Origin of the sequence: Kitasatospora indigofera, assembly GCF_014655955.1 — a bacterium.
In the GTDB taxonomy this organism is placed as follows: Bacteria; Actinomycetota; Actinomycetes; order Streptomycetales; family Streptomycetaceae; genus Kitasatospora; species Kitasatospora indigofera.
The window spans coordinates 158,743-183,650 of record NZ_BNBO01000006.1 but is presented as its reverse complement, the minus strand read 5'-3'; the positions used below and the strand labels follow the sequence as shown (position 1 = coordinate 183,650).

20 protein-coding genes are annotated in these 24,908 nt (G+C 74.7%); 10 read left to right on the top strand and 10 right to left on the bottom strand.

Features of this window, described 5'->3' with window-relative positions; genetic code table 11:
* Nucleotides 1-54 precede the first annotated feature (54 nt).
* Nucleotides 55-648, bottom strand: a complete 594-nt coding sequence (locus IE329_RS08675; RefSeq protein ID WP_190210239.1) for a DinB family protein — start codon at nt 646-648, stop codon at nt 55-57.
* A gap of 311 nt (nt 649-959) precedes the next feature.
* Between IE329_RS08675 and IE329_RS08670 the strand changes: the two genes are divergently transcribed.
* A complete protein-coding gene (locus tag IE329_RS08670) occupies nt 960-1,742 on the top strand; it encodes a hypothetical protein (protein WP_190210238.1) in 783 nt (260 codons plus the stop codon).
* 147 nt (nt 1,743-1,889) lie between these two features.
* A complete protein-coding gene (locus tag IE329_RS08665; RefSeq protein ID WP_190210237.1) occupies nt 1,890-2,546 on the top strand; it encodes a hypothetical protein in 657 nt (218 codons plus the stop codon).
* Between the two features lie 130 nt (nt 2,547-2,676).
* Here IE329_RS08665 and IE329_RS08660 read toward each other — a convergent pair whose 3' ends face one another.
* The 7 genes from IE329_RS08660 to IE329_RS08630 all read right to left on the bottom strand — a co-directional run bounded on the left by IE329_RS08660 (nt 2,677) and on the right by IE329_RS08630 (nt 11,011).
* Nucleotides 2,677-3,741 (bottom strand): 2-aminoethylphosphonate ABC transporter substrate-binding protein, encoded by a 1,065-nt coding sequence (locus IE329_RS08660; RefSeq protein ID WP_190210236.1) that lies wholly within the window; start codon nt 3,739-3,741, stop codon nt 2,677-2,679.
* Between the two features lie 77 nt (nt 3,742-3,818).
* A complete protein-coding gene (locus IE329_RS08655) occupies nt 3,819-4,616 on the bottom strand; it encodes an ABC transporter permease (protein WP_190210235.1) in 798 nt (265 codons plus the stop codon).
* The gene (locus IE329_RS08650) at nt 4,603-5,520 is read right to left on the bottom strand and encodes a 2-aminoethylphosphonate ABC transporter permease subunit (protein WP_190210234.1); all 918 of its coding nucleotides are present in this window, start codon (nt 5,518-5,520) and stop codon (nt 4,603-4,605) included. Before IE329_RS08650 ends, IE329_RS08655 begins: the two co-directional genes overlap by 14 nt.
* On the bottom strand, nt 5,513-6,667 hold the full coding sequence (locus IE329_RS08645) for an ABC transporter ATP-binding protein (RefSeq protein WP_190210233.1): 1,155 nt from the start codon (nt 6,665-6,667) through the stop codon (nt 5,513-5,515). The genes IE329_RS08650 and IE329_RS08645 overlap by 8 nt, the downstream gene beginning before the upstream one ends.
* Nucleotides 6,664-7,350 (bottom strand): phosphonatase-like hydrolase, encoded by a 687-nt coding sequence (locus tag IE329_RS08640; RefSeq protein ID WP_190210232.1) that lies wholly within the window; start codon nt 7,348-7,350, stop codon nt 6,664-6,666. The genes IE329_RS08645 and IE329_RS08640 overlap by 4 nt, the downstream gene beginning before the upstream one ends.
* Nucleotides 7,351-7,370: 20 nt before the next feature.
* Nucleotides 7,371-8,492, bottom strand: coding sequence for a TIGR03364 family FAD-dependent oxidoreductase (locus IE329_RS08635; RefSeq protein WP_190210231.1), 1,122 nt, complete (start codon nt 8,490-8,492; stop codon nt 7,371-7,373).
* Nucleotides 8,493-8,878: 386 nt separating this feature from the next.
* A complete protein-coding gene (locus IE329_RS08630) occupies nt 8,879-11,011 on the bottom strand; it encodes a family 20 glycosylhydrolase (protein ID WP_190210230.1) in 2,133 nt (710 codons plus the stop codon).
* Nucleotides 11,012-12,450: 1,439 nt separating this feature from the next.
* Between IE329_RS08630 and IE329_RS08625 the strand changes: the two genes are divergently transcribed.
* Entirely contained in the window at nt 12,451-13,977 is a 1,527-nt protein-coding gene (locus IE329_RS08625; RefSeq protein WP_190210229.1) for an alkaline phosphatase family protein, read from the top strand.
* Between the two features lie 63 nt (nt 13,978-14,040).
* Here IE329_RS08625 and IE329_RS08620 read toward each other — a convergent pair whose 3' ends face one another.
* Entirely contained in the window at nt 14,041-16,182 is a 2,142-nt protein-coding gene (locus tag IE329_RS08620; protein WP_190210228.1) for a SpoIIE family protein phosphatase, read from the bottom strand.
* A gap of 493 nt (nt 16,183-16,675) precedes the next feature.
* Here IE329_RS08620 and IE329_RS08615 point away from each other — a divergent pair, with 493 nt between their 5' ends.
* The 6 genes from IE329_RS08615 to IE329_RS08590 all read left to right on the top strand — a co-directional run bounded on the left by IE329_RS08615 (nt 16,676) and on the right by IE329_RS08590 (nt 21,250).
* Nucleotides 16,676-17,032, top strand: coding sequence for a PRC-barrel domain-containing protein (locus IE329_RS08615; protein ID WP_190210227.1), 357 nt, complete (start codon nt 16,676-16,678; stop codon nt 17,030-17,032).
* A gap of 147 nt (nt 17,033-17,179) precedes the next feature.
* Nucleotides 17,180-18,130 (top strand): alpha/beta fold hydrolase, encoded by a 951-nt coding sequence (locus IE329_RS08610; protein WP_190210226.1) that lies wholly within the window; start codon nt 17,180-17,182, stop codon nt 18,128-18,130.
* A gap of 25 nt (nt 18,131-18,155) precedes the next feature.
* Complete coding sequence (locus tag IE329_RS08605) at nt 18,156-18,680, top strand: hypothetical protein (protein WP_190210225.1); 525 nt, start codon at nt 18,156-18,158, stop codon at nt 18,678-18,680.
* Between the two features lie 658 nt (nt 18,681-19,338).
* The gene (locus IE329_RS08600; RefSeq protein WP_190210224.1) at nt 19,339-19,713 is read left to right on the top strand and encodes a hypothetical protein; all 375 of its coding nucleotides are present in this window, start codon (nt 19,339-19,341) and stop codon (nt 19,711-19,713) included.
* A gap of 179 nt (nt 19,714-19,892) precedes the next feature.
* A complete protein-coding gene (locus IE329_RS08595; protein WP_190210223.1) occupies nt 19,893-20,252 on the top strand; it encodes a PadR family transcriptional regulator in 360 nt (119 codons plus the stop codon).
* A complete protein-coding gene (locus IE329_RS08590; RefSeq protein WP_190210222.1) occupies nt 20,249-21,250 on the top strand; it encodes a hypothetical protein in 1,002 nt (333 codons plus the stop codon). The genes IE329_RS08595 and IE329_RS08590 overlap by 4 nt, the downstream gene beginning before the upstream one ends.
* A 104-nt stretch (nt 21,251-21,354) precedes the next feature.
* Here IE329_RS08590 and IE329_RS08585 read toward each other — a convergent pair whose 3' ends face one another.
* Complete coding sequence (locus IE329_RS08585) at nt 21,355-23,796, bottom strand: SpoIIE family protein phosphatase (RefSeq protein ID WP_190210221.1); 2,442 nt, start codon at nt 23,794-23,796, stop codon at nt 21,355-21,357.
* Between the two features lie 183 nt (nt 23,797-23,979).
* On the opposite strand from IE329_RS08585, the gene IE329_RS08580 reads away from it, so the two are divergent.
* Nucleotides 23,980-24,804 carry a DUF1963 domain-containing protein gene (locus IE329_RS08580; RefSeq protein WP_190210220.1) on the top strand — a complete coding sequence of 275 codons (825 nt, stop codon included), beginning with the start codon at nt 23,980-23,982 and terminating at the stop codon, nt 24,802-24,804.
* Nucleotides 24,805-24,908: the final 104 nt, after the last annotated feature.

Genomic DNA, 24,908 nt, shown 5'->3' with positions numbered 1-24,908 from the left:
CGATGCCGTCGCCGCCCTCCGTCCGGTCACGGCCGGAGGGCGGCGGCACGGGCGCTACCCGCGCCCGCCGGCCTCCTTGGCCGCCTGCTCCAGCCGGTCCCGGTAGTTCTCCCACCAGGCCCGGTCCCCGGACGCCAGGCCGATGTTGTTCTCGCTCATCCCGGCGGAGCCGTCGATGAGTTCGCGCACGATGTCGGCATGGCCGGCGTGCCGGTGGGTGTCGCCGATCACCCGGACCAGGGCGTGGAACAGGGTGACGTCGTCCTGCCCGGCCGGCCACCAGGGGACCGTGCCGACCGCGTCCAGCTCCAGCGCGTCGAAGGTCGCGTCCGCGTGTTCCCACGCCCGCCGGTACCCCTCGACGATCTGCGCACGCGACTCCTCGGCGGTGGCCCACATGTCCGCGTTGGGCTCGGCGTCCGCCGCGGCCGAGAGCTGCGGCCCGGCGGCGGGGCGTCCGAAGGTGGCGCCGAAGTAGCCGAGTTCCGCCCCGGTGGCGTGCTTGACCAGGCCGAGGAGGTTGGTGCCGGTCGGCGTCAGCGGGCGGCGGATGTCGTACTCCGAGAGCCCTTCGAGCTTCCAGAGCAGGGCGTCGCGGGCGAACTGCAGGTAGAGGCGGAGGACAACCTTGGGATCGGACTCAGTCATGGCGTCATTCTGCCGCTCGCCGCCGGGCCGATCACCGGCTTTTCCGCCGGGCGGGCGGCGGCCGCGACCGGCGGCGCCTGCCCGGCGGAGGGCGATGCCGGGGTCGCCGAGCCCGCCGCCGTGGCGGACACGCGGGCCCCGTGCCGGCAGGGCCCGTCCGGGTGCCCGAGCGGCCCACCGCCCCCGATGTGATCAAACTCCCTTTCGCGCGCAGGAGTTCCTCGGCCGAACCCGAGCCCGGACGCGGCGGGTCTGCGATGATCGGGACGACGATGCGTCAGGCATCCTTGGACGGGAATTGGGGAGTTGGCATGACGTGGACGTCTCGGCGGCGCGCCGGCACAGCCGTGACCGGAGCGGGGGCGCTGCTGCTGGCACTCGCCGGCTGCTCCGGCGACTCGGGGCACGGGTCCGCGGAGGCGGCGCCCGGCCCGGCGGTGACCACGGCCGCGACCCCGACATCCGTCCCCACGCCCACACCCACACCCACGCCGGTCGCCGCCTGCACCGACACCTCGGCGTACACCCAGAAGCAGCTGCGCGACTACCTCAAGACCCTCCCGAACAGCAACGGGGCGAGCCGCACCGGCCTGTACACCGACTACGACGGCGTCTACTACGAGCCCGCCTTCGAGCACCGCCCCTGCCAGGTCCCGCAGGTCAGCGTCACGCAGTTCTGGGTGACACTGGACGGGAGCAGCGCCGGGCGGCCCACCCCGGGCGGTTCGTGGACGCCCACCTGGCGGCCCGCACCAACCATTCCCACCTTCCCCGGCCAGGGCGACCCCGGCGCGACGCCGGACGACTCGACCTCGCTGTTCACCTACTCGCTGATCGGCACCACTCCCCTGGCGCTCACACCGGGCCCCGGATCCGTCGCGAACAGCGCACCGCCCTTCCCGGAGTACTGCAAGGGCACCCTCACCGTCCTCCACCTCGGCGAGGCCGTGAAGGACGCGGAACTCCCGGACTCCCTCAGCTTCAAGTCCCGGCTCGGGGTGGACCGCGACCACGGAGCCTCCAAGGTCACCGTGAACGCGGACCGGGTGATCGACGCCACCCTCGTCGCACCCAAGAGCTCGACCGGCTGCTGAGCGGCCGCCGACGGCCCGGGCCGGGCAGCGGAGTCGGCGCGCCGGCCCCGCTCCGGCGCCTGCGCGCGGGGTGTCCTGCCGTTGCCCGGGCTCGCGGTAGCCTGCGACCCGGCGTTCTCGGGTCGTCACGAGAGGGAAGGAACAAGGATGCTGTCGGGATCGGATGTGACCACGCTCGCGGTGGCGTTGGTCGGGGTCGGTGGCACCATCGGCGCGACGGCGCTCGCCCAACGGGCCCGCCGGGCAGAGGTCGCGGAGCAGAACCGCCGTGCGGCACGCGAGCGGGAGCAGGACCGGGAGGACCGGGCCGTCCAGACCAAGCGCGAACTCTACGCCGCTCTGAACGCGACCGGTCGCGCCTACCGCAGCGCGGGCAGGGACACGGTGCTCGCCCTCAGGCGCGGGGAGGCGGTGACCGCCGACGCCCTGGATGCCGCGCGCCAGGCGTACTACGACCAGTACGCGCAGGCCCAGATGATCCTGGGCAGCACTGCCCTCGCCGTGGCCGGCGAGGTCAACCAGTGCCTGGGCGCGGGGTACCACCTCATCCGGAACCTGCCGCCGGACGCCTCCGGGGCCGGGCCCCACCTGCCCGGGGACGCGGAACTCGTCCGGGCGAAGCGGTGGTTCGCGGGGCCCCTCTCCGATGCGGTGCACCTGCTCCGGGAGGCGCTGCGGGCCGAACTGGGTGTGAGCGGCGCGCCGTCCGTCGAGCAGCTCACGGCGGGAGTGGTGGCGCTGTCCCGGGCCCGCGAGGCACTGCGGCAGGACCTCCGGCCGCTCCCGGCGCACCAGCAGGAATGAGCACTCCACCTCCTCGGCGAACCCCGGTGGGGGTGGGGCGAAGGCCGGGCACCGACCCCGCCCGGGCCGGGGAGCCGGGGAGGCTCCGACAGCCCGGGCGGAACGCCTCGCCCGGCCGCTTGGTCCGGGGTCAGCTGCCGGTGGCCTGCTTCCAGGCGCCCACGTAGGACTTCAGGTTGGCGTCGATGTCGTTCCAGTCCGGCGTGAACAGCTCCACCCCGTCCAGCAGCCGGCTCAGCCCGGCGGCGTTCTCCCCGCCGGGGGTGACGTCGGTACGGGCGGGGAAGCCGCCGGCGAGGGTGGTGGCCTGCTGCTGGACCTCCTGGGTGAGCAGATGGTCCAGCAGCTTCTTGGCGTTCTCCTGGTGCGGCCCGTTCTTCACCAGGCCCGCGGCGTAGGGCAGGGAGAAGGTACTGGGCCGGCCGTCCTTCGCCGCCGGGAACCAGATGGCCTGGTGGGGCATGGCCGGGCGGTTGGCGAAGTTCATCTGCACATCGCCGTTGGCGACCAGCAGTTCACCCTTCTCGACCTTGGGGGCGAGCTGGCCGGTGGAGGAGGACGGCCCGACGTTGTTCTTCTGCAGCCGCCCCAGGAAGTCGGTGGCGCCCTGGATGCCGCCGAAGTCGTGCATGGCCTTGATCAGCACGGCGGTGCCGTCGCCGGCCACCCCAGGGGTGGAGTACTGCAGCTTGTTCCGGTACCTGCCGTCCAGCAGGTCGTCCCAGGTCTTCGGCGGCGTGTCGAGCTCCTTGCTGTTGTAGATGAAGCACAGGTAGTTCTTCACCACGGACGTCCATGCCCCGGCCGGGTCCTTGTCGCCGTCGGCGACCTTGTCCGAGCCGGCCGGGCGGTAGTTCTCCAACAGGCCCTGGCTCGCCGCGGACTGGATGAACGGCGGCAGCGTCACGACCAGGTCGGCCTTGGTGTTGGACTTCTCGCGGAGCAGGCGCTGGACCATCTCGCCCGAGCCGCCCTCCACGTAGTTCACCTTGATGCCGGTGGCGGCGGTGAAGTCCTGGAAGGCCTGGTCGTAGAAGCCCTTGCCGTCCTCGGCCTTGAGGCCGTCGGCGCTGTAGACGGTGATCTCCTTGGCGTCGCCGCCGGACTGCGCGGAGGACCCGGAGCAGGCGGCGAGCGACCCGCCGAGGGCGAGGACGGTGAGCGCGGCGGTGAGCGGTCTGGGACGTGCGTTCATGGCGGGGTGTCATTTCTGGAGGCGTCCGGCGACCGGGCACCGGACGGGAACGGGGAGATCGGTGGCGGGGCCGCGGCTCAGCGGTACGAGGCCCGGGTGCGCAGCCGCGCGGTGGCGGCCAGGACCACCAGGGTGCTGGCGATCAGGGCCACGGCCAGCGCCGCGCCGGTGAACAGGGCCCCGCGGTCGGTGGCGGCGAAGATGCGCACCGGCAGCGGCAGCCAGTCCGGCGGGTAGAGCATCATGGTGGCGCTCAACTCGCCCATGGACAGGGCGAAGCAGAGGCCGAAGGCGGCGGTCAGCGAGGGCAGCAGCAGCGGCAGGGTGACGCGCCGGAGCACCTGCGCGGGCGGGGCCCCGAGGCCGGCCGCGCTCTGTTCCAGCGCCGGGTCGAGACGGCCGATCGCTGCCCGCACCGACTGGTAGGCGAAGGAGGTGACCAGCACGGTGTGCGCCAGGAGGACGATGGTGGTGGTGCCGTTGAGCAGCAGCGGCGGCTTGGAGAACGCGACCAGCAGGGCCAGGCCCACGACCACCGAGGGCACCGCCAGCGGCAGCATGAACAGCCCGTCCAGCAGGTGCCGCAGCCGGCGGCCGCTGCCTCGGGCGGCGAGGGCGGCCCAGCCGCCGACGGTCAGTGCGGCGAGGCCGGCGACCAGGGCGGTGCTGAGGCTGGTGACCAGGGCGTCCAGCGACTGGCCGCGGCCGAGGTCGGCGTAGTGGGCGGCGGTGAAGGCGGACGGCAGGGCGCCGTCCCACCGGTCGGCGAAGGAGGCACCGACCACCATCAGCAGGGGCAGCGCGAAGACCGGCACCACCAGCAGCAGGAACAGCGTCCAGTGGGCGAGGCGGGCGGCCCGGCTATGCACCAGCACGGTTGCCTCCTTCCTTGCCGGCCCGGGGCAGGCAGAGCCGGTAGAGCGAGTGGAGCGCGACCGAGAGGACGACGTTGACGACCGCGATCACGCAGGCGGCGGGGTAGTCGGACTCCAGCACCGCCCGGCTGTAGACCAGCAGGGTGAGGGTGGTGACGTCCTTGGCGCCGGTGAAGAGCACGATGCCGAACTGGTTGAGGGACATCACCAGCACCAGGCTTCCGCCGGCCGCCAGGGCGGGCAGCACCTCGGGCAGGATCACCTGACGGACGATCCGCCCGGGCCGGGCGCCCAGGGAGGCGGCCGTCTCGATCTGCGCGGTGTCGACCTGGGAGAAGGCGGCGAGCAGCGGCCGCATCACGAAGGGGGTGAAGTAGGTGATCTCGGCCAGCAGGACGCCCCAGGGCGTGGTGAGGAAGGCGAAGAGGGTGTGGTGACTGCCGGTGAGCCCGGTCCAGGCGCCGTTGGCGATGCCCGCGCTGCCGTAGATGAAGGCGAGCGACAGGGTGATCAGGAACGACGGCAGGGCGACGAAGAGGTCGATGAACCGCCCGGCCAGCCGGGCGCCGGGGAAGGGCACGAAGGCGATCACCCAGGCCAGGTAGAAGCCCAGCAGCAGGCAGCCGACGGTGGAGCCGGCCGCGACCCACACGGTGGTCCGCAGCGCCCGGTGGAACGCGGTCGAGCCGAGCACGTCCGACCAGGCCGCCAGCGAGTGCCCGCCGGTGTCGGGCGAGACGGACTGCCAGCCGACCAGCACCAGGGGGTAGAGGAAGACCAGGCCGAGTCCGGCCAGCGGCGGCAGGGCCCACACCCAGCCGGGGACGGACCGCGGGCGCCGGCCCGGCCGGACGACGGCCGGCGCGGGTGCCCGGACGGGTGCCTCGGACAGGACGCTAGCCATCCGCGCCGTCCTCTCCGGCGGCGGGGAGCACCACGGCGTCCTCGGGGTCGAAGCAGAGGGTCACCCGCTCGCCGGGTAGGGGCGGGACGCGCAGCTCGCCGAGGTCGGCGGTGAGGCGGGGGCCGGTGTCCAGGTCGACCAGCAGCCGGTGGCCGGCGCCGCGCCACTGGATGTCGGCGACGGTGCCGGCCAGCGCGTTCCGGCCCCCCACGGCGCCGAGCCGCACCAGGTGCGGGCGGATGCAGAGCACGGCTTCGTCGCCCGGGGCCAGGCCGGCGGCCGGGGCTCCGCGCAGCGCGGCGCCGGCCAGCGAGACGCTGCCGTCGTGCCACTCGACGGCCACCGGCAGCAGGTTGGCCTGGCCGACGAAGGCGGCGGTGAAGGTGTCGCCGGGCCGCCGGTAGAGGCGGCGCGGGGTGTCGCAGTCCACCAGCCGGGCGTCCTTCATCACCGCGATCCGGTCCGCCAGGGTGAGCGCCTCCAGCTGGTCGTGGGTCACGTAGAGGATGGAGACGTGCGGCAGTTCGCGGTGCAGCCGGGCCAGTTCGGCGAGCATCCCGGAGCGCAGTTGCGCGTCGAGCGCGGAGAGCGGTTCGTCGAGCAGCAGGACGTCCGGCCGGATGGCCAGTGCCCGGGCGATGGCGACCCGCTGCTGCTGGCCGCCGGAGAGCTCGCGCGGGTACCGGCGGGCGTAGCCGCCCATCCCGGTCATCTCCAGGGCACGGGCCACCCGGCCGGGGATCTCCGCCCGGGGCGTCCGGTGCGCCTTCAGACCGAAGGCCACGTTCTGCTCGACCCGCAGATGGGGGAAGAGGGCGTACTGCTGCACCACCATGCCGATGCCGCGCCGGTACGGTGGCAGGTCGGTGACGTCGCGGCCGCCGATGTGCACCCGGCCGCGCAGCGGCGTGGTGAAGCCGGCGGCGGTGCGCAGGGCGGTGGTCTTGCCGGATCCGCTGGGGCCGAGCAGCGCCACCACCTCGCCCGGGGCCACCTCCAGGGTGAAGCCGTCGAGCACGGTGGTGCCGTGGTAGGCGACCGTGACGTCCTGGAACCGCAGGCCGGAGCGGGTGGCCGCGCCGGCGTCCGGGGCGGGGGCGGCCGGGGGCGCCGGGGTGAGGGCGGGGCTCGCGCCGACGGCGGTCATCGCTCCCCCCGGGCGAGCAGGAGGGCGGGCAGCCCGGCGATCGAGGGCAGCAGGTGGGTGGCGCCGCCGGCGAGCAGCCGGTCCTCGCGGTGGGCGCCGGTGAGGACGCCCGCGACGACGCCGGCCCCGGCGTGGCGGCCGGTGAGCATGTCGTACCCGGTGTCGCCGACGACCGCGACCTGCTGGACGGCGTCCGTCCCGGTGCGCAGCAGGGCGGTGAGCACCATGTCGGGGTGGGGGCGGCCGCGCCCGGCGTCGGCGGGGCAGAGGGTGAGGTCCGCGAGGTCCTGCCAGCCGAGGGCGGCGAGGATGCGGTCCTGGGTGACCCGGGAGAAGCCGGTGGTCAGGGCGACCTTGATGCCGGCTCCGCGCAGCTCGGCCACGGTTTCGGCGGCGCCGGGCAGCGCCCGGCAGCGGCCGTCGTCGACCAGGTCGTGGTAGGCGGTCTCGAAGGCCCGGTTGGCGGCCTGGGCACGGTCTTCGTCGCCGAAGAGGTGGCGGAACACGGTGATCTTGCTTTCGCCCATGGTGGCCCGGACGTGGGCGAGCATGCGCTCGTGCTCGGCGCCGCCCGCCGCCACGCCCTGGCCGGCGGCGGCCTGTTCGAAGGCCTGCTCCACCAGGCCGTCGTCGGCGACGGTGGTGCCGGCCATGTCGAGGACCGCGAGTCGTATGTCGTGCATGGTTGAGCTCCTGTGCTGTTTCAGAGGCCGAGGATGTCGGCGGTGGTCTCGGCGATGGCCGGGGAGCAGGTCATGCCGCGTCCGCCGGGGCCGGTGACCAGCCAGACGCCGTCACCGACCGGCCTGCGGTGGACGACCCGGGTGGTGTCGGTGCACTGGGCGTAGACGCCCGCCCAGCGGTGGCGGATCCGGGGCAGCGGGCGGCCGAGCAGGTCCTCGGCGACGGTGGCGAGGTGCTCGTAGGGCTCCTCCACCACGTCGAAGCCGAAGGGCTGCTCGTACTCGTGGGTGTCGCCGATGGTCAGTCCCCCGTCGGCGCGCTGCACCATCAGCAGCTGCATCTTGTGCTCGGCGGCGGCGGGCGCCTGCGGCTGGACGGCGGCGAGGGTGTCCAGGGCGCCGCCGGCGTAGGCGGGGTAGTAGCGGAAGCTGTCGCCGTCGGCGACGGAGGTGGTCAGCCGCTCGCCGAGCGGGTCGGTCTGCATCATCTGCAGGCGCACCCGGCGGACCGGCAGGTCGGGGGCCAGCTCGCGGACCAGTCCGCCGAGCCAGGCGCCGGTGCAGAGGATCACCAGGTCGCCGGTGTGCAGGTCGCCGTGGTCGTCGCGGACGCCGCTGCCCGCGGTGACTTCGCGCACCTCCCGCCCGGGCAGGAAGGTGTAGCGGCCGGAGCGCTCCAGCTCGGCCCGGAGGGCGGGCTGGGCGACCCTGGGTTCGACCGCGCCGTCGCGGCCGCACCACAGGGCGCCGAGCAGCCGGCCGCGCAGGGCGGGGTTGGCGGCCCGGGTCTCCTCGGCGTCCAGCAGCCGCAGCCCGCGGGCCTCGGCGTCGGGGAGCTTCAGGGCCTGTTCGGCGACGGCGAGTTCGGCCTCGGTGCGGACGACGGTCAGCGACCCGTTGCCGCGGAAGCCCAGCGCGGGGACGCGGGCGCCGATCTCCTCCCACAGCTCGCGGGCCCGCAGCGCGGTCGCCAGCTCCTCCCCGCCCGCCCGGCCGCCGACCCAGACCAGGCCGAAGTTGCGTACCGAGGCGCCTCGGGCCTCGGGTTCGCGTTCGATGTGGACGACCTCGTGGCCGCGTCCGACCGCGTGCCAGGCATGCATGCTGCCCAGGACGCCTGCTCCAACAATGATGATTCTCACGGGGAACAGAGTTGGTCCGGAAGATGTATGGCAGGCAAGCAGATGGTGACGGGGCTGTTAACTTTGGATCAGACCGGTTATCGTTCCGTGACCTTGTCCGGCCCGTCGGATGCACCCCGGGGAGGCCGGGCCGATGCACCTCGCCAATCCCTTCGGACGGCCAGCACGCCTTTGGGCATGCATGTATGACGGAGCATCAGCTGATGCTCCGTCATACATGCGGCCGCGTGGCGGGCCGGGCGGGCGCACCCGCGCCCGCCCGGGGCAGGACGGCGGGCGCCCGCCCGGCCGGCGAGGTGGCCCTGCCCCGTGGGGGCGGCCCCGGCCGGGCCGGCACCGGCATGGACGGCACCGGCATGGACGGCACCGGCCGGGCGCAGGTCACCTCAGGTGATCGTCCAGTGCTGCAGGGCCGAGTTGGTGTCGGCCTGCTGGGTCACCAGGGCGCCGTTGGCGGTCGAGGCGGTGGTCAGCAGCAGCCCGCTCTTGGCCGAGGCCAGGGTGTAGCCGCCGCCGGCCAGTGCCACGGCCTGCCAGCGCTGGTTGAGGCCGCCGCCGCAGGTGTACTGGATCACGGCCGCCCCGGCGGACATCGAGCCGCCGTTCACGTCGAGGCAGAGCCCGGACGCGCCGTTGACCAGCGTGTAGGACCCGTCCGCCTGCTGGGTGAAGGTCCACTTCTGGTTGCTGCCGCCGTGCAGCGCCCAGGTGTCCAGCTGGAGGCCGTTGCTGCTGGAGCTGCCCGGGTCGTCCAGGGCCTGGCCACCGGTGGTGACGGTGTGCACGCCGTTCAGGCCGCCGGAACCACCGGTCGGCCAGGGGACGCCCGGGGCGGCGTAGTAGTTGACGCCCGCCGCCGTCCAGCGCGGGCCCTGCGCGGCGAGGCGCTGGCTGAAGGCCGTCCAGTCATGGGTGGACTGCGGCGACCAGCCGATCTCGGCGATGGCCGGCAGCCGGGGGAAGCTCATCTGGTCCGTGTAGACGGACGGTTCGGGGAACTGGCTGGTCGAGGTCGGCAGGCTGGTGCTGCCCGCGTAGGCGCGGTCCGCCCACAACGCGGCCTCCACACCGGCGATCTGGCCGGCCGGGACCACCGGCGAATTGCCGTTGGTCTTGGCCGTGACCGTGGTCGGGTCCCAGTCGTAGGCCTTCTGGACCGTGACGTAGCCCTCCCAGGACAGGCCGTAGGGAGTGCTGGAGTCGTACTTCATGTCCAGGTAGGCGTGGTCCGAGGGGGACATGATGAAGCCGGCGCCCTGCGCCACGCCCGCACGGACCTGCTGGATGCTCGCGGACTCCTGCGAACTGCCCACGGTGGCACGGTCGTCGGCGTCGCCCCAGAACTGGAGCAGGCTGTTCGCCGGGAGGGTGCCCTGGCCGAGCTGGTGCCAGCCGATGACCTTCTTGCCCTGCGCCGTGGTCGCCGAGGCGGCCGCGGACACGTAGGAGGCGTACTGCGCGGCCGTGGCCTGCGGGGTCTCGTCACCGCCGACGTGGATGTACGGGCCGGGGGTGAGCGCCGCCACCGTGCTGATCACGGTACTGAGGAAGGTGCCCACGTTGGTGACGTGCTGCGCGTCGCTCAGGCAGTACAGGCTGATGCCCACCGCGAAGCCCGAGTAGGGCGCGCCGGCCTGGTTGTTGCAGTTCAGGTTGGCGACGGAGGCCAGCGCCGCACTGGTGTGGCCCGGACCGTCGATCTCCGGGACGACCGTCATGAACCGCGACTTGGCGTACGCCACCAGGTCCTGGTACTCGGCCGCCGTGTAGTACCAGGAGGTGCCGCCGGTGAAGCCGCTCTGGGTGCTCGCGCCCACCGTGGTCAGGTTCGGCAGCGCGCCGATCGCGATCCGCCAGCCCTGGTCGTCGGTGAGGTGCAGGTGGAGCGTGTTGATCTTGTACGCGGCGGCCTGGTCGACGAAGCGCTTCACCTGCGCCACGGGGTAGAAGCGGCGCGCGACGTCGAGCATCGCGCCGCGGTAGGAGTACCGGGGCGAGTCGGAGATCTGCACGGGCGAGACCGTCCACGGCCCCGGCTTCACCGCGGGCGACTCGACGGCGGCCGGCAGCAGTTGGCGCAGGGTCTGGACCCCCCGGAAAAGGCCCTCGGCGCCGTGCGCCGTCACGGTGACGCCCCCGCTGTTGGAGGTGAGGGTGTAGCCCTCCGCCCCGAGCGTGGACGGGCCGTTCGGGTCCAGCACGACCGCGTTGCCCGCCGGCTGGGTGGAGCTGACCACCGGGAGGGTGAACCCGGTCGCGGGCGCCAGGATCCCGGCCAGGTAGGTGCCGACGCCGACCGCGGCCGGGTCGGTGGAGAGCACGTCGACCTGCGTCCCGGCGGCCAGGGTGAACCCACTGCCGGTGACGGCCGATTCGGAGACCGGCTGGGGCACGATCGCCGGCAGGGCCGGCACCGCACGAGCGGCCGTCACCGCCGTCGTGCCCGACAACAGCGACGTCGCCAGGGCGACGGCGCCCAGAACGGCGAGGTCACGGCCTCGCCGGCGAAACAACCGCATCGATGACTCCTTCTTGTCGACGGAGCCGCATGTGTCGTGGGGCAGGGAGCGGCACCGCGCTGGTCCTCAGGGAGGTGGAAAGGGATGTGCGGGAAGGCGACGCGGACCGGGGAACGGGCCCGCGCCGGCAGAACAGCTGATTCCGGGAGTGGACGCATTTCATGACGCGGCAGGAAAAGCCCCCGCCCCCGGCGGAGCGCGCTCGATCGTGCAGCGCACGTGTACGGCGAGGGGAATTCCCGATCGCTGTCGGACGGGATCGGAAGCCGGTGGAGAACGAACGGGCGTGGGACGACGCTCCGCGATGTCTCGGCTTCCCCCGCATCGTACGGCCACCCGGCGGGGAGTCCCCACGGGCACCTCGGGCACGGCGGGCCGAGTGCCCTCCAGACGGGCCGACTCTGCTTGATTGTGCATGCTAGTGGGCAGATTAGAGCATGTGCAAGCAGAGAGCGGGGTCGACCGCTCGACCGGGACGGAGTCGAGGACGGGACCAACCCCGCCGACATCCCGGGGAGTTCGGCACCCCGCCCCGACTCCGGCGAAGGCGCCCACCCCGGGGCATCCGCCCGCCGCCCAGCCGGCGGCGAGTCCGGCACAGCACCGGCGGGGAGGAGGCCGGCGGCGGCCCCACCGGGCCACTCGGCCGCAGCACCCCGGGGCCGCCGCGCAGTGATCGCCACACACGTTCACGCTCATTTCACCCGCGCGAATTCGCCCCGGGGCCACCGGTTCGCAGAATTTCACCCACCGGACCTCGACGCGCCGTCCGAAGCCGGGTATTCGCGCGACGCCGACAGAGCCCGTTCCCGCCCGCACGGCCACCCTCGCCACCACCGACGAACGGACCCGTGACCCACGAAGGGCGCGCAGCGGCCGGCCGCTCCCGGCCCCGAATCCACCCCGCCGGAGACGGCCGCCCACGGTCCCCCCGCGATGCGCGATTCTGTGCCATCGCGTTGAACTGTGGTTGTTTCACCACTCCATATGCCGAGGAATGTCCGCATATACCGCTTTTCCAAAGGTAACGATTCGACAACTGGTCTGGAACTTGACGCCGCGGGCGGTGAAGACTTGCGCCCGCCGGAGGACGGCTGCCGTCGGCCCGCCCCCGGAGACCCCCTGCCCGACTCCACCGACGCCGGACGTCCCCACGCCGCCGGCGCGGACATCCTCACGGCACCGCACCCGGCTACCCACCGGCGGCTCCACCGGTCATCCGGTCCGGCCAAGGCCGCCGCGGCGCCGGGCTGCAAAACTCCCTGACAGCCAGTCATCTCCCTTGCGCAGAAGAGGGAGTGGCCCGGCAACCCGCGGCGGGACCGCAGGCCGCCGCCCTCCGGCGGCCGAGGCGGCCGGCTCCTCACCGGCGCCGGCCGGCCGTACCGGACGTACCCCCGATCCCTCCCCCATCGCCTCCTCAGGAGACCCCTGTGCAGATGTCCCGGTCCGTTCGCACGCTCCTCGCGGTACTCACCGCCACCGCCGCGACCGTCCCGCTGGCCCTGGCCGCCGGCCCGGCCCAGGCCGCGCCCAAGCCCGGCACCTACAAGAACCTCCCGAACGGCACCAAGACCGCGAAGACCCTGGTGATCGGCATCGACGGCACCAGGTACGACAAGCTGCTGCTCGCGGACGCGCCCCGGATCAAGGCACTGATGGCGGCCGGCCTCACCGCCCCGAGCAGCCTCTACGCCGACCCGCTCTCCCCCACCGTGTCCGGACCGGGCTGGTCGACCATCGCCACCGGCGTGTGGCCGGACAAGCACGGCGTGAAGGAGAACACCTTCGCCGGCTCGCGCTTCAACACCTACCCCAGCCTGGGCAAGCGGCTGGAGACCGCCTCCTCGGCGACCTCCACCCTGGTCGTCGCCTCCTGGAACCCGGTCGCCGACACCATCTTCAACGGCGGGGCCGACCTGCGGATCGCCGAGAGCGAGAACGACAACAGGACGGCCGCCGACGCGGCCGACTACCTCGCCCACGGCAACCCCGACGCCACCTTCCTGCACTTCGACCAGGTCGACGAGGCCGGGCACGGCTACGGCGGGGCCAGTTCGCAGTACCTGGCCGCCATCCACAGCGTGGACACCCTGGTCGGGCAGGTGGTGGACGCCGTCAAGTCCCGTCCGGCGTACGCCTCGGAGGACTGGCTGATCCTGGTCACGACCGACCACGGCCACACCGACGCGGGCGGCCACGGCGGCAACTCCGCGTCCGAACGGCAGACCTTCGTGGTGGCCGACGGCGCCGGGTACGCCCCCGGCTCGATCCGGCGGGACGTGAAGGTGGTGGACATCGCCCCGACCGTGCTCCAGCACGAGGGCGTCGCGGTCAACCCGGCCTGGAACCTGGACGGCACCCCGATCACCGGCCTGGCCCCCGACGCCTTCGACCCGCTGCGCGGCTCGCTGCAGACCCGGGTCGACGAGACCGGCATCGACGCCGGCCTCACCGGCTTCACCCACACCCCGCCCGCGGGCTGGAGCATCGACAACTCGGCGATGCCCACCGGCGGCGTCACCGAGTGGCGCGGCTGGTCGTTCGCCACCGACGAGTTCTGGACGGCCGCCGAACGCGGCCAGGGCCGGGAGACCAACGTCCGGTCCCGCGACGTCTTCGCGGTGGCCGACTCCGACGAGTGGGACGACGCCGCGCACGGCGCCGGCCCGTTCGACTCCACCCTGGTCAGCCCGGTCTACCAGGTGGGCGGTGCCGCCACCGCGGTCGTCGGCTACGCCACCGACTACCGGGTGGACGGCCCGCAGACCGGTGACGTCCACATCTCCTTCGACGGCGGCGCCCCGCAGTTGGTGAAGTCCTACCGGGCGGACACCAACACCTTCGAGTCCGTCACCGTCAACGTCCCGGCGGGCGCCACCACGGCCCGGCTGACGTTCCGTTACACCGGTACCAACAGCGCCTTCTGGACCGTCGACCAGGTCACCCTCACCCCGCGGGGCTGACCCCTCCCCCGGGCGCCGCGGCCACCCGCGCGGTGCCCGGGCCCCGGCGTCCGCGGCGCCGGATCACGCCGGGGGCCGGACCGGTCGGCCCGGCGGGCCGGGCGGTGTGCCGGGCGGTGCGCCGGACGGATGGGGCAGCACCCGGGCGACCAGCAGGGCGACGTCGTCGTGGTCGTCCGGCCGGCGCAGGGCGCCGAGGAGGCGGCCGCAGGTGTCGTCCAGGGAGCGCAGCGGGTCGTCGAGCAGCTGAAGGAGCAGGTCGAGGCGGGCGTCGATGGGCTGGTCCCGGGTCTCGACGAGGCCGTCCGTGTACAGCACCAGCAGGTCTCCGGTGGTCAGGCCGAGGTCCCTGGCCTCGAACGGGACCCCGCCGACGCCGAGCGGCGCCCCGGTGGGCAGGTCGATCAGGCGCGGGCTGCCGTGCCGTGGCACCAGGACGGGCGGCAGGTGGCCGGCGTTGCAGAGGCGGCACCGGGCGCGGCGCGGGTCGTGCACCGCGTAGAGGCAGGTGGCCATGGATTCGCCCAGCCCCTCGGTGATGCGGTCCAGGTGCCGCATCACCTGGCTGGGGTCGAGGGCGAGGTCGGCGAGGGTGCGGGCGGCCGTGCGCAGCTGTCCCATCGCGGCCGCCGCCTTGATGCCGCTGCCCATGACGTCCCCGATCACCAGGACGGAGGTGTCCGCCTCGCCGGGGATGGCGTCGAACCAGTCGCCGCCGACCTCCTGGGTCGCCTGGGCCGGCTGGTAGCGGTAGGCGATCTCCAGTCCGGCCAGCCGCGGCGGGACCTGCGGGAGCAGGTGGCGCTGGAGGGCGAGGGCCGCGCCGCGTTCGCTCTGGTACCAGCGGGCGTTGTCGATGGACACCGCGGCGCGGCCGGCCAGCTCGACGGCCAGCGCCAGGTCGTCCTCGTCGAAGGGCAGCGGGTTGTGGGTGCGCTTGAGGTCCAGCGCGCCGAGGACCTCGCCGCGGGCGATCAGCGGCACCGCCAGGTAGGAGTGCAGACCGGCCCTGGCGAGCTGGGCCGCGGCGTCCGGGTCCCTGGCGATGTGGCGCAGGTCCTGCTCCCCGACCCGGGCGACGAGGATCGGCCGGCCGGTGGTCACGCACCGGGTGACCAGGCGGTCGGCCTCGTACCTGGCCAGTTCCCCGACGGGGTCGGCGGCGCCGAGCGCCTCCCCGGCGTGGGCCGCCGTGACGGCGAGCGCCCGGAAGTTCGCCGGTCCGCTCGGGACCTCCGTGCTGGGACGGCCGCCCAGGGCGGCGTCCAGGACGTCCACCGCGGCCACGTCGGCCAGCTCGGGGACGACGAGGTCCGCCAGTTCGCGGGCGGTGCGCTCCAGGTCGAGGGTGGTGCCGATCCGGACGGAGGCGTCCGCGATCACCGCGAGCCGGCGCCGGGCCGCGGCGGCCTCGGTGGCCGCCCGGAACCGGTCGGTGACGTCCACGACCGTGACGGCCACGCCGAGCACCCGCCCGGTGCCGTCCTCCAGCCGGTAGAACGAGCCCGACCAGGCGTGGTCCGTCCCGGGGTCGGCGGGGGTACGGCCGACGGTTTGCACGTTCAGCAGGGGCTCGCCGCTGGTCAGCACCTCGCGCATGGCAGCCTCGATGGCGCCAGCGTCCAGGAACGGCATCGCCTCGCGGACGCCCCGGCCGATGACCTGCTCGGCGGGGAGGCCGTTGATCCGCTCCAGGGCCGGGTTGACCAGCACGTACCGCAGGTCGGTGTCCACGACGGCGAACCCGATCGGGGACTGGGCGACCAGCCGGGTCGACAGGGCGACGTCCCGTTCGACGCTGCCCAGGACGGCCTGGTCGGCGCCGACCATCAACGCGAAGGAGCCGCCGTGCTCGTCGAGCAGGCGCATGTTGCGGAACTCCACCGGCTTGGTGCGGCCGTCCTTGTGCCGGACGGGAAAGACTCCGGCCCAGCTGCCACCGCCGCTCATCACCCGGGCGAACAGCTCGATGACCAGGGCGACGTCCTCCTCGGCGACCATCAGCTTCGCCGCGTGCCGGCCGAGCGCCTCCTCGGCGGTCCAGCCGAACAGCTCCTCGGCCTGCGGGCTCCACAGCGTGATCCGCCCCTGCGCGTCCAGCACCACCGCGGCGACGCCCAGCACGTCCAGCAGCCCGCCGGGCGGGGACAGGGAGACCCTGGCCGCCCCCGGGCCGTTCCCGGACGCGTCGGCCGCCGCACTCATCCGTCGCCCCTTTCCCGCGTACCCGCGTCGTCAGGCCGGTGATGTGGCGGGCGGGCCGCTCCTCACCCGTCCGGTCCGCCACCCCCATCGTCTCTCGGCAGCTGCCGAACCCGCCGCCGGGAGGGACGCCGGATTCACCGCCGGATGCGCCACCGGGTGGATTCCCGGGTGGATTCCGGGTGCGCCGAGGGTTCGCCCGGGGCCCGTGGACGGCCCGCCCCAGGGGTCGCGGGCCCGGTTGCCGACCGGGCGCCGGCGCCCTGGTGCCCGGTACCGGGCGGGCCCGGCAGGCGGGCCCGGCTGTTTGGGATCGGCGGCCCCGGGCAGGCGCGTTCCGCGGGCGGAGGGCCGGTCCGAGGACGTCGCCCCGGCGCCGGGCCCGTACGGTCCGGCCGGCACCCCGCACCGGCGGCCGCCACCGCATCGCTCGGTGGCCGGAAAGGCACAGGTGGCCGCAGGATGGAAGGCAATGCCCGTTGATCGGAGGCCGCGCATGATCCAGATCGCCGACATCCGCGAGTGGCGTGACCAAGAAGTCGTCGACCAGGACGGCAAGAAGATCGGGATCCTGGAGTCGGTGTACGTGGACACGTCCACCGACGCGCCGTCGTTCGCGACCGTCACCGTCGGCCTGCCGACCCGGCACCGCCTGGTGTTCGTGCCGCTGGGCGGGGCGATCGTCGGGCCCGGCTACGTCAAGGTCGCGTTCGGGAAGGCCGTCGTGAAGGACGCGCCCTCGATCGGCACGGACGGGGTCCTCACCGCCGAGGAGGAGCCCGGGGTGTTCGCCCACTACAAGCTGGAGTACGCGCCGGGAGCGAACGGCGAACGCCAACTCGCCCGCCGCTGAAGCCGGGGGACGAGCCGCCGGGGCCCGGCCGCTGCTGCTCGTCCCCGTCGCCGTCCTGCTCGGCGGGCCCGGCGTCCTCGCCCGCCGGGGGAACGGCCGGCCGCCGACGGGGGCCACAGGTGCCGGAGCGGGAGAGGAGGTCCGGCGATGGCCGAGCGCATGGTGGAGCGGGACGGTGTCGAGCTGTGCACCGAGCCCTTCGGCGACCCGGCGGCCCCGCCCGTCCTGCTCGTCATGGGCACGGGTGCCTCGATGCTCTGGTGGGAGGACGGCTTCTGCCGGATGCTCGCCGACGGCGGGCGCTTCGTGATCCGCTACGACCACCGTGACACCGGCCGGTCGGTCACCCACCCGCCGGGGCGCCCCGGATACACCGCGGCGGACCTCGTCCGGGACGCCGTCCGGGTGCTCGACGCCTACGAGATCCCGGCCGCGCACGTGGTGGGCGTCTCGGCCGGCGGGGCACTGGCGCAGCTGCTCGCGCTCGGTCAGGCCGGCCGCGTCCGTTCGCTCGTCCTGATCAGCACCAGCCCCGCCGTACCCGGTGATCTCGAACTGCCGCCGCCGACAGCCGAGTTCGTCCGGTTCGTCTCGACCCCGCCGGGCGACCGCCCCGAGGCCGACCCGGTGATCGACCACCAGGTGGCCTACGCGCGGGTGCTCGCGGGAGGCCGGCGTCCGTTCGACGAGACCGCCGCCCGCAGTCTGATCGGCCGCGACATCGCGCGCGCGCACGACTTCGCCGCGGCCCGCAACCACGACTCCCTCCCGGACGGCGGACTCCCGCGCGCCCCCCTGTCCTCGATCACCGTGCCCACCCTGGTGATCCACGGAACGGCCGATCCGATGTTCCCGCTCCGCCACGGCGAGGTACTGGCGGAACGGATCCCCGGAGCGGAGCTGCTGGCCCTGCCGGACGCAGGCCACGGGGTCGAGCGGGCCGACTGGGCGACGATCGTCGCCGCGGTCCTCGGACACACCGCCACCGGGACTGCCGCCGCCGGGACCAGCTCCGGCGGGACCAGCTCCGGCGACACCGGTCCCGGCGGCGGCCGGTCCGGCGGTCGGTCGGTCGAGCACCCCGGGCGCCCCTCCTGAGCGCGGTGCTGGCATGGTGAGCGTCATGGGAGCAGCAGGAACGACACCGGAGCCGGCAGCCCCGGCGCACGACGGCCGGACGTCGCTCGGTGAGGTGGCGTGCCGGTACCGGGCCGGCGAGATCGACCCGGCGGACCTGCCGATGATCGCCGCCGGGGCACTCGCGGCCGGGCTGGACACCCCGGCGCTGTGCGAGCTGGCCGGCCTGCCCCGCAACGCGGCGGCCGGGGACGTCCGCGACCTCTTCGAGCAGGCACTCGCCGAGGCCGGGACCGAGTTGCCCGATCCGGCTCTGGCGCGGCGCCATGCGCTGCACCGGCTGGTGCTGCGATTCCTCGACGGAGAGATCGACCCCGCCGGTCTGGTGACCGACGACTGGTGGGAGCTGGAGGCCGGGACCGCGGAGGAACGGTCGTTCGTACGACTGGTCCCGCAGTGCATGTGCTGCCTCGACTACACCTTGCAGACAGACCGGCGGACGTGGGCCGCCGAGTTGCGGATCGCCGCGCTCGCCCTGACGACGTCCGCACCGATCGGCCCCGGCTGCTGACCACCCCTGCGCCCGCACCGGCGACCGGCGGCGCCGGACCGCCGGCGCCCCCGCGAACGCGCTCACGCGGACGCGCCCGCTCGGGGCCGGTCGGTGGAGCGCGGCAGGATAGCAACCCGCACCGCCGGTGACAGGCCCTTTCGCCGAGCCGGCAAGGACTTCACCGTCCCTCTGCGAGCGTGGTGGTCGCCCCGGGGTGTCGAAGCCGCGCCCCGCCGGACGTGGAAGGGGTCCCTTGAAGTACTGCCCGACATGCCGACGCCACGTCAACGGTGCCGTCTCCTGCCCGGGTTGCGGGATCGCGTCGAGCACCCTGCCGGACGCCGTCCCGGAGCCCGTCCGGATGGTGACGGTCCGCCTGCTGCCACCGCGCGCGCCCGCCCGGCCGGTCCGGGCCGGCCTTCCCCGCCCGCTCGGCCTCCCGGGACCGGCCGTCACGACGGCGCGTACCGGGAGGCGCGCACCGCACGGGCCGGGCCTGCTGCCGGCCCTGCTGGCCACCTGCATCGGGGCCGTGGTCCTGCTCGTGGTCACCGGTGCGGGCACAGGCTCCGCACCGCCCCGCTCGTCCGTCCTGAGTGCGCCGATCGGCGGCGACGCGATCGCGAGCCGGCCGCCGGGGCCGGGGCCAGGTGCGGTGCCGCCTCAACAGGCGCTCGTGGCGGAGCCCCTGGCCGGCACGGGTGTCGGGGCCGGGTTGGAACCCCCCGCGGCGGCGCCCGGTCCGGCCGCGCGGCCCGGCGGCCCCGCCGACACGGCCGGGGCCCCCACCGCCGACGGCCCGGCGCACCAGGGGCCGGTCCGGCAGCCCGGCGCCGCACCCGCCGACCCGCCGCGGCCGCCCGCCCCCTCGGCTGCCGCGAAGAGCGCCGAGCCGGCTGCGCCCCCGTCCGCCCCCGCCCCGGGGCCGCCCGCACCCACCACCACCGGGCCCGGCGCGCCGAGCCCCGGCCCGTCCGTCCGCACCGGCCCGTCGCCCGCCGCCTCGCCGAACGGCTGCCTGCTCCGCCTCCTGTTCGTCTGCCTGTCCTGAGCGCCGACGCGGCTCGGGCACGGCCACCTGCCGCCCCCGCCGCGCACCCCCGCCACCTGCTCATGACCGCCCGTCACCTGATCACGCCCGCCCCTGCCCCCCGGCCGGCTCGACGTGGCCTCCCCGACCCCGATAGCTAAATGGTCGACATATCTAATTCAATGATCTATCGTCCTGGCATGGCACATCGTCAACTGCAGGAACCCACGCGGCTCGTGCTCACCGCACTGGCCGACGCGCCCCGGCACGGCTACGCGATCGTCCAGGAGATCCTGACGATCACCGGGGGCCGGACCAAGATGCTCACCGGCACCCTCTACACGGCGCTGGACCGCCTGCTCCAGCAGGGACTCGTCCGGATCGACCACGAGGAGGTGGTGGCCGGGCGACTGCGCCGCAGCTTCGCGCTGACCGAGCAGGGCCGGCAGACCCTGGCCGGGGAGACCGAACGGCTGCGCGCCGGCGTGGCCGAGGCCGAGCGCCGGCTCGCCCTCGGCAGCGTCCGGCCGGCGCTCCGGACGAACGCGGGCAGCGCATGACCGGGACCCGCCTCTCCGCCTCCGCGCTGCTCCGGCGGCTCCCCCTGAACAGCCTCTACCCGGCCGGGTACCGCGCCGCGCACGGCGAGGAGATCACCGCCGTCCTCGCCGAGGCCGTCCGGCACGCCGACCGGCGCACCGCCCTGCGCGAGTGGGCCGCCCTGGCCGCACACGCCCTGCGGCTGCGCACCCGGCTCAGCTCGCGCGACCCCGCGGGCCGGGTCATCGCCGGGGCCGCACCGTTCCTGCTGGCCGGCGGGGCCGCCCTGAGCGTGGTCCAGCTGCTGACCGGGCTCCTCCTCCCCCACCCCGGCACGGGCCTCGCCCGGACGGTGGTGGGCGCCGCGCAGACGGTCCCCTGGAGCCTCGCCCTGCTGTGCGTCGCCGTCCGCCGCTGGGCGCCGGCCCGGGCGCTCGTCCTGACGGCCGTCCTGGCCCGGGCCGGCGTCGCCGTGGCGGCGCAGTTCCACCCCGGTCCGGCGTTCACCCAGGAAGGGGACCTGCTCCGGCTCTGGGTCGTCATGGGCGTCCTGGTGCTGATCGCACCGCCCGACGCCGTCGACCTGTCACCGCGGGGCCGTTCCTGGACGATGGCCTCCGCCATCGGCATCGCCCTGCCGATGAGCGGCCTCGCCGTCCTCTGGCTGGGCACCTGGCACGAGGACTACGCCGACGTCGTGTTCCCGCCCTCCGTCCAGGTCCCGCTCGATGCCTCCACCGCCTGGCCGGCGTTGGTGACGGCCCTCGTCCACCTCGCCCGCCTCGCGAGTCCGGACACCGACCGGCTGCAGGCCGGCGGCACCGCGCTGGCCGTCCTGCCCTGGACGGTCATGGTCGCCCCGCCCCTCTACCGGAGCGCCCCGGCCGACGCCCATGACCTGCTCCGCAACGGCGGCGTCGTCCTGGCCCTGCTGGTCGTGGCCACCACCGTGGGTGTGCTGCTCCGCGCCGGCCGACGCACCCCGGCCCGCCCGGAGGCGCCCGGCCCGACGCCGTAGCCCGGAGGGGCGGGAGCCGGAAGCAACCGTGACCCGCGGTGGCCCTGACCAGCGGTGGCCGTGACCCGCCGGGCCCGGCGGCAGCGGGGCCGCGGCCCCGCACGTCAGCTCAACCGCAGGCCGACCACACAGGTGTCGTCCCGGGGGTTCGGCGCCTTGAGCCGGCGCAGCACGTGGTCCAGGCAGCCGTCGATGCCCGGCACCCGGTAGTCCTCCACCGCCCTGGCGAGGCGGTCGAGGCCGAATGCCAGGTCCTCACCGCGGCGCTCGATCAGGCCGTCGGTGAACAGCAGCACCAGGTCCTGCGGCTCCAGCCGCAGGACCGTGCTGCGGTACACCCCGTCCGGGACGGCGCCGAGCACCGGGCCGGGCAGCAGCTCCAGGTGGCGGGCGGTGCCGTCGCGGGCCAGCAGCGGGGGCAGGTGACCCGCCCGGGCCCAGGTCAGGGTGCGGGCCGCCGGGTCGAGCAGGCCGCAGACCACGGTGGCGATGAAGCCGCCGCCGAGATGGCAGAGCATCTGGTTGAGCCGCTCCAGCAGTCGGGCCGGATCGGCGCCGGCGAAGGCCATGCCGCGCAGCGCGTCCCGGAGCTGGGCCATGCCGGCGGCGGCGCGCAGGCCGTGCCCGGAGACGTCGCCGACGACGATCAGCACGGTGCCGTCGGGCAGGGTCAGGGCGTCGTACCAGTCCCCGCCGACCTTGGCCTCGGACTCGGCGGGCAGGTAGCGGGCGGCGACTTCGAGGCCGGGCGTGGGCGGGCCGCCCGGCACGTCCATCAGCGCGTGCTGCAGGGCCAGGACGGCCCGGTGCTCGTCGGCCGTCCTGCGGACCTGCTCGGCGAGCCGCGAGCGGGTGGCGACCAGCGCCTCCTCGGTGCGCCGCCAGGCGGTCACGTCCTGGACCACCCCGCGCACCGCCAGTACCCGGCTGCCGGGGGCAGGTCCGGGCACCGTCTCGGCCATCGCCCGGACATCACGGCCGACGCCGTCCGGGCGGACGATCCGGAACTCCAGGGCGGCGGCCCGCTCGCCGTCGAGCAGTCGCCGCGCCGCCCCGCGGACCGCCTGCCGGTCACCGGGTGCGACCGCCGCCTCGGCCTCGGCCGCCGTGAGGAAGCCGTGCCGGGCCGGCCGGGGCAGCCCGAGCAGCCGGAACACCTCGGGCGAGCAGTCGAACCGGTCGTCGGCCACCCGCCACTGCCAGGTGCCGAGGCTCGCCAGCCGTTGCGCCTGGGCGAGTTGGGTCTCCCGGCGCTCCTGCTCGTCGTGGGTGCGCCAGCTGACCAGGACGCCGTCCAGGAACGGGGTGGCCCGCAGCGTCATGCTGGAGCCGTGCACGGCCCCGCCGACCACCTCGACGAACTGTTCGGCCTCGCCGAGGTACGGCTCCCGGCCGACGGCGACGTCGACCAGCCGGCGGAAGGTGCCCGACGCCACCATGCCGGGGTAGAGCTCGCTGAGCAGCCGGCCGGTGAGGGCCGTGCCGGTACGGCCCGCCAGGTCGACGGTGGCGGCGTTGGCGTGCACCACCCGGAGGTCGGTCACCGTCCCGTCGGTCACCGTCCCGTCGGTCAGGCCGTCGGCGGCCCCGCGGACGGCGTGCAGGATGAGCACCGGGTCGAGCAGCGCGTCCAGCACCGCCTGGAACCACGGTTCGCCGGCGGGGAAGGGCGCTCCCCCGCCGTCCGGGCTCAGCGCGAGCACCCGGAGCAACTCACCGGCGCAGAGCCGGGCGAGGGCGGCGAGGTGCCGCCGGACGTCGGCGGTCGGGGCGTAGCTGCCCGGCCAGCCCAGCTTGACCGCGCCGATCAACTGCTCACCGGTGCGCAGCGGCAGCGCGCAGACGGTGTCGCCGGGGACGAGGTCCTGGCCGGTCAGGTCGGGGTAACGCCGGGCGAACTCGGCCCGGCCGTGCACCCAGACGGTGGCGCCGCGGCGTGCCGCGTCGGTCAGCGGCAGGGACATCTGCGGGGGGATCCGCTGCCACTGGCTGAGCTGATGGGCGGGCACCCCGTGGCCTGCCACCAGCCGCAGGGCGCCGTCGGGCTCCAGCCGGGTGACGGCGAGCGCGCCCACGCCGAGCGGGGCCAGCGCCGTCTCCATGAGCAGGGCGGCGAGTTCTTCGGGGGAATCGGCGGAGGACAGCGCCGAGGCGGCCATGTGGTACCGGGCGGCGAACTCGCCGGCCGACGGGTCGCCGGGCGCGGGCGCGGCCGGTGCGGGTACCCGGTCATCCACCCGGTGGACCCGGATCCTCGGCGCCGCGGGCGGCGTGACCGCCGGCGGACGCTCGTCGGCCGACGGTGGCGCGACCGACCCCACCAGGTCGGCGGCGAGGTCGACCAGCTTGCGGTTGGCGTCCTGGGAGAGCCGGGTGAGGTGCTGGAACGCCTGCTCCGGCGAGCACGCCAGCCGTTCCGCCAGGATGCCCTTGGCCTGCTCGATCACCGCGCGGGTGCGCATCGCGCGGCGCTGGCCCTCCACCTCGGCGCGCAGCCGGTCGATGGTGGCTTCCTGCAAGGCACTCTCCGGGCCGTTCTCCGGCATGCCCACCCCCTTCGGCCTTCGTCCGCCAGGGTCTGTGTCCAGGGTAGGCCGCGGGTCGGCGGCCGGCCCTCCTGGCGGCGGCCCGTCGGCAGGCCCCCGGCCGGACCGCCGCTCGGGCCCCCCGCTCGGACCGCCGCCGGAAATCACTGTCGGACGGCTCCCGGCCCTCGCTAGCCTGTGGGCATGACCCGCCGCACGCCGCCGCGCCCCGTCGACGTCGGGCGGCTCTTCCCCGAGGTGCTGCCCTTCCGGCGGGAGAGCGTGCGGCTGCATCCGCGGGCCGGCCGGCCCACGTACCGGGACAGCTCGGTGGGTGGTCCGCTGCTGTGGCCCGCCGTCGAGGCGTGGCCGCTCTGTCCCGAGCACGAGGGGTCACCGATGGTGCCGGTCGTGCAGGTCTACCGCGACAGCGTGCCCGGCCTCGTGCCGTTCCCCGACGGGTGTGACCTCCTCCAGGTGCTGTGGTGCCCGCGCAGACACAGCGACCACCGCTGGATCGTGCCGCACGTCCGCCGGCGGCGGTCCGACGCGGTCGGTACACCGCTGGAGGCTCCGCCGGGCCCCGCCGAGTGGGAGGAGGACTACCTCCCGCGTCCGTGCGTGGTCCATCCCGAGACGGTGACGGAGTACCCCTCCTGGGACCTCCGGGAGGACGTCTGGGACGCGTTGGAGGACCGCTTCCTGGCCCTGGACGAGGAGACGGGCTGGGACTACCAGCGGCACCTCTCCACCGCGCCCGGCACGAAGCTCGGCGGCTACCCCGGTTGGAGCCAGCACCCGGACTGGCCGGACTGCGCCGGCTGCGGGAGGCGGATGGAGCACCTGCTGACGGTCCGGAGCACCGAGGCCGACGCCATCTCCCGGCGGGCCTGGACACCGGTGGAGGAGGACGACGACACGCCCTGCCAGGGGCCGGGACTGGTGCTGGGCGACCTCGGCGGCGTGTACCTCTTCGAGTGCCCCCACTGCCCCGGGCGCCCCTTCGACCACCGCTACGACTGCGCCTGACGGGGGCGCGACGCCCACCGGCAGACGCCCACCGGCAGCCGGGACGGGTGCCGGGGGCCGGGGCGGCGGCAACGGGGCCGGCGCGGTGGCATAGGTTGGGCTCC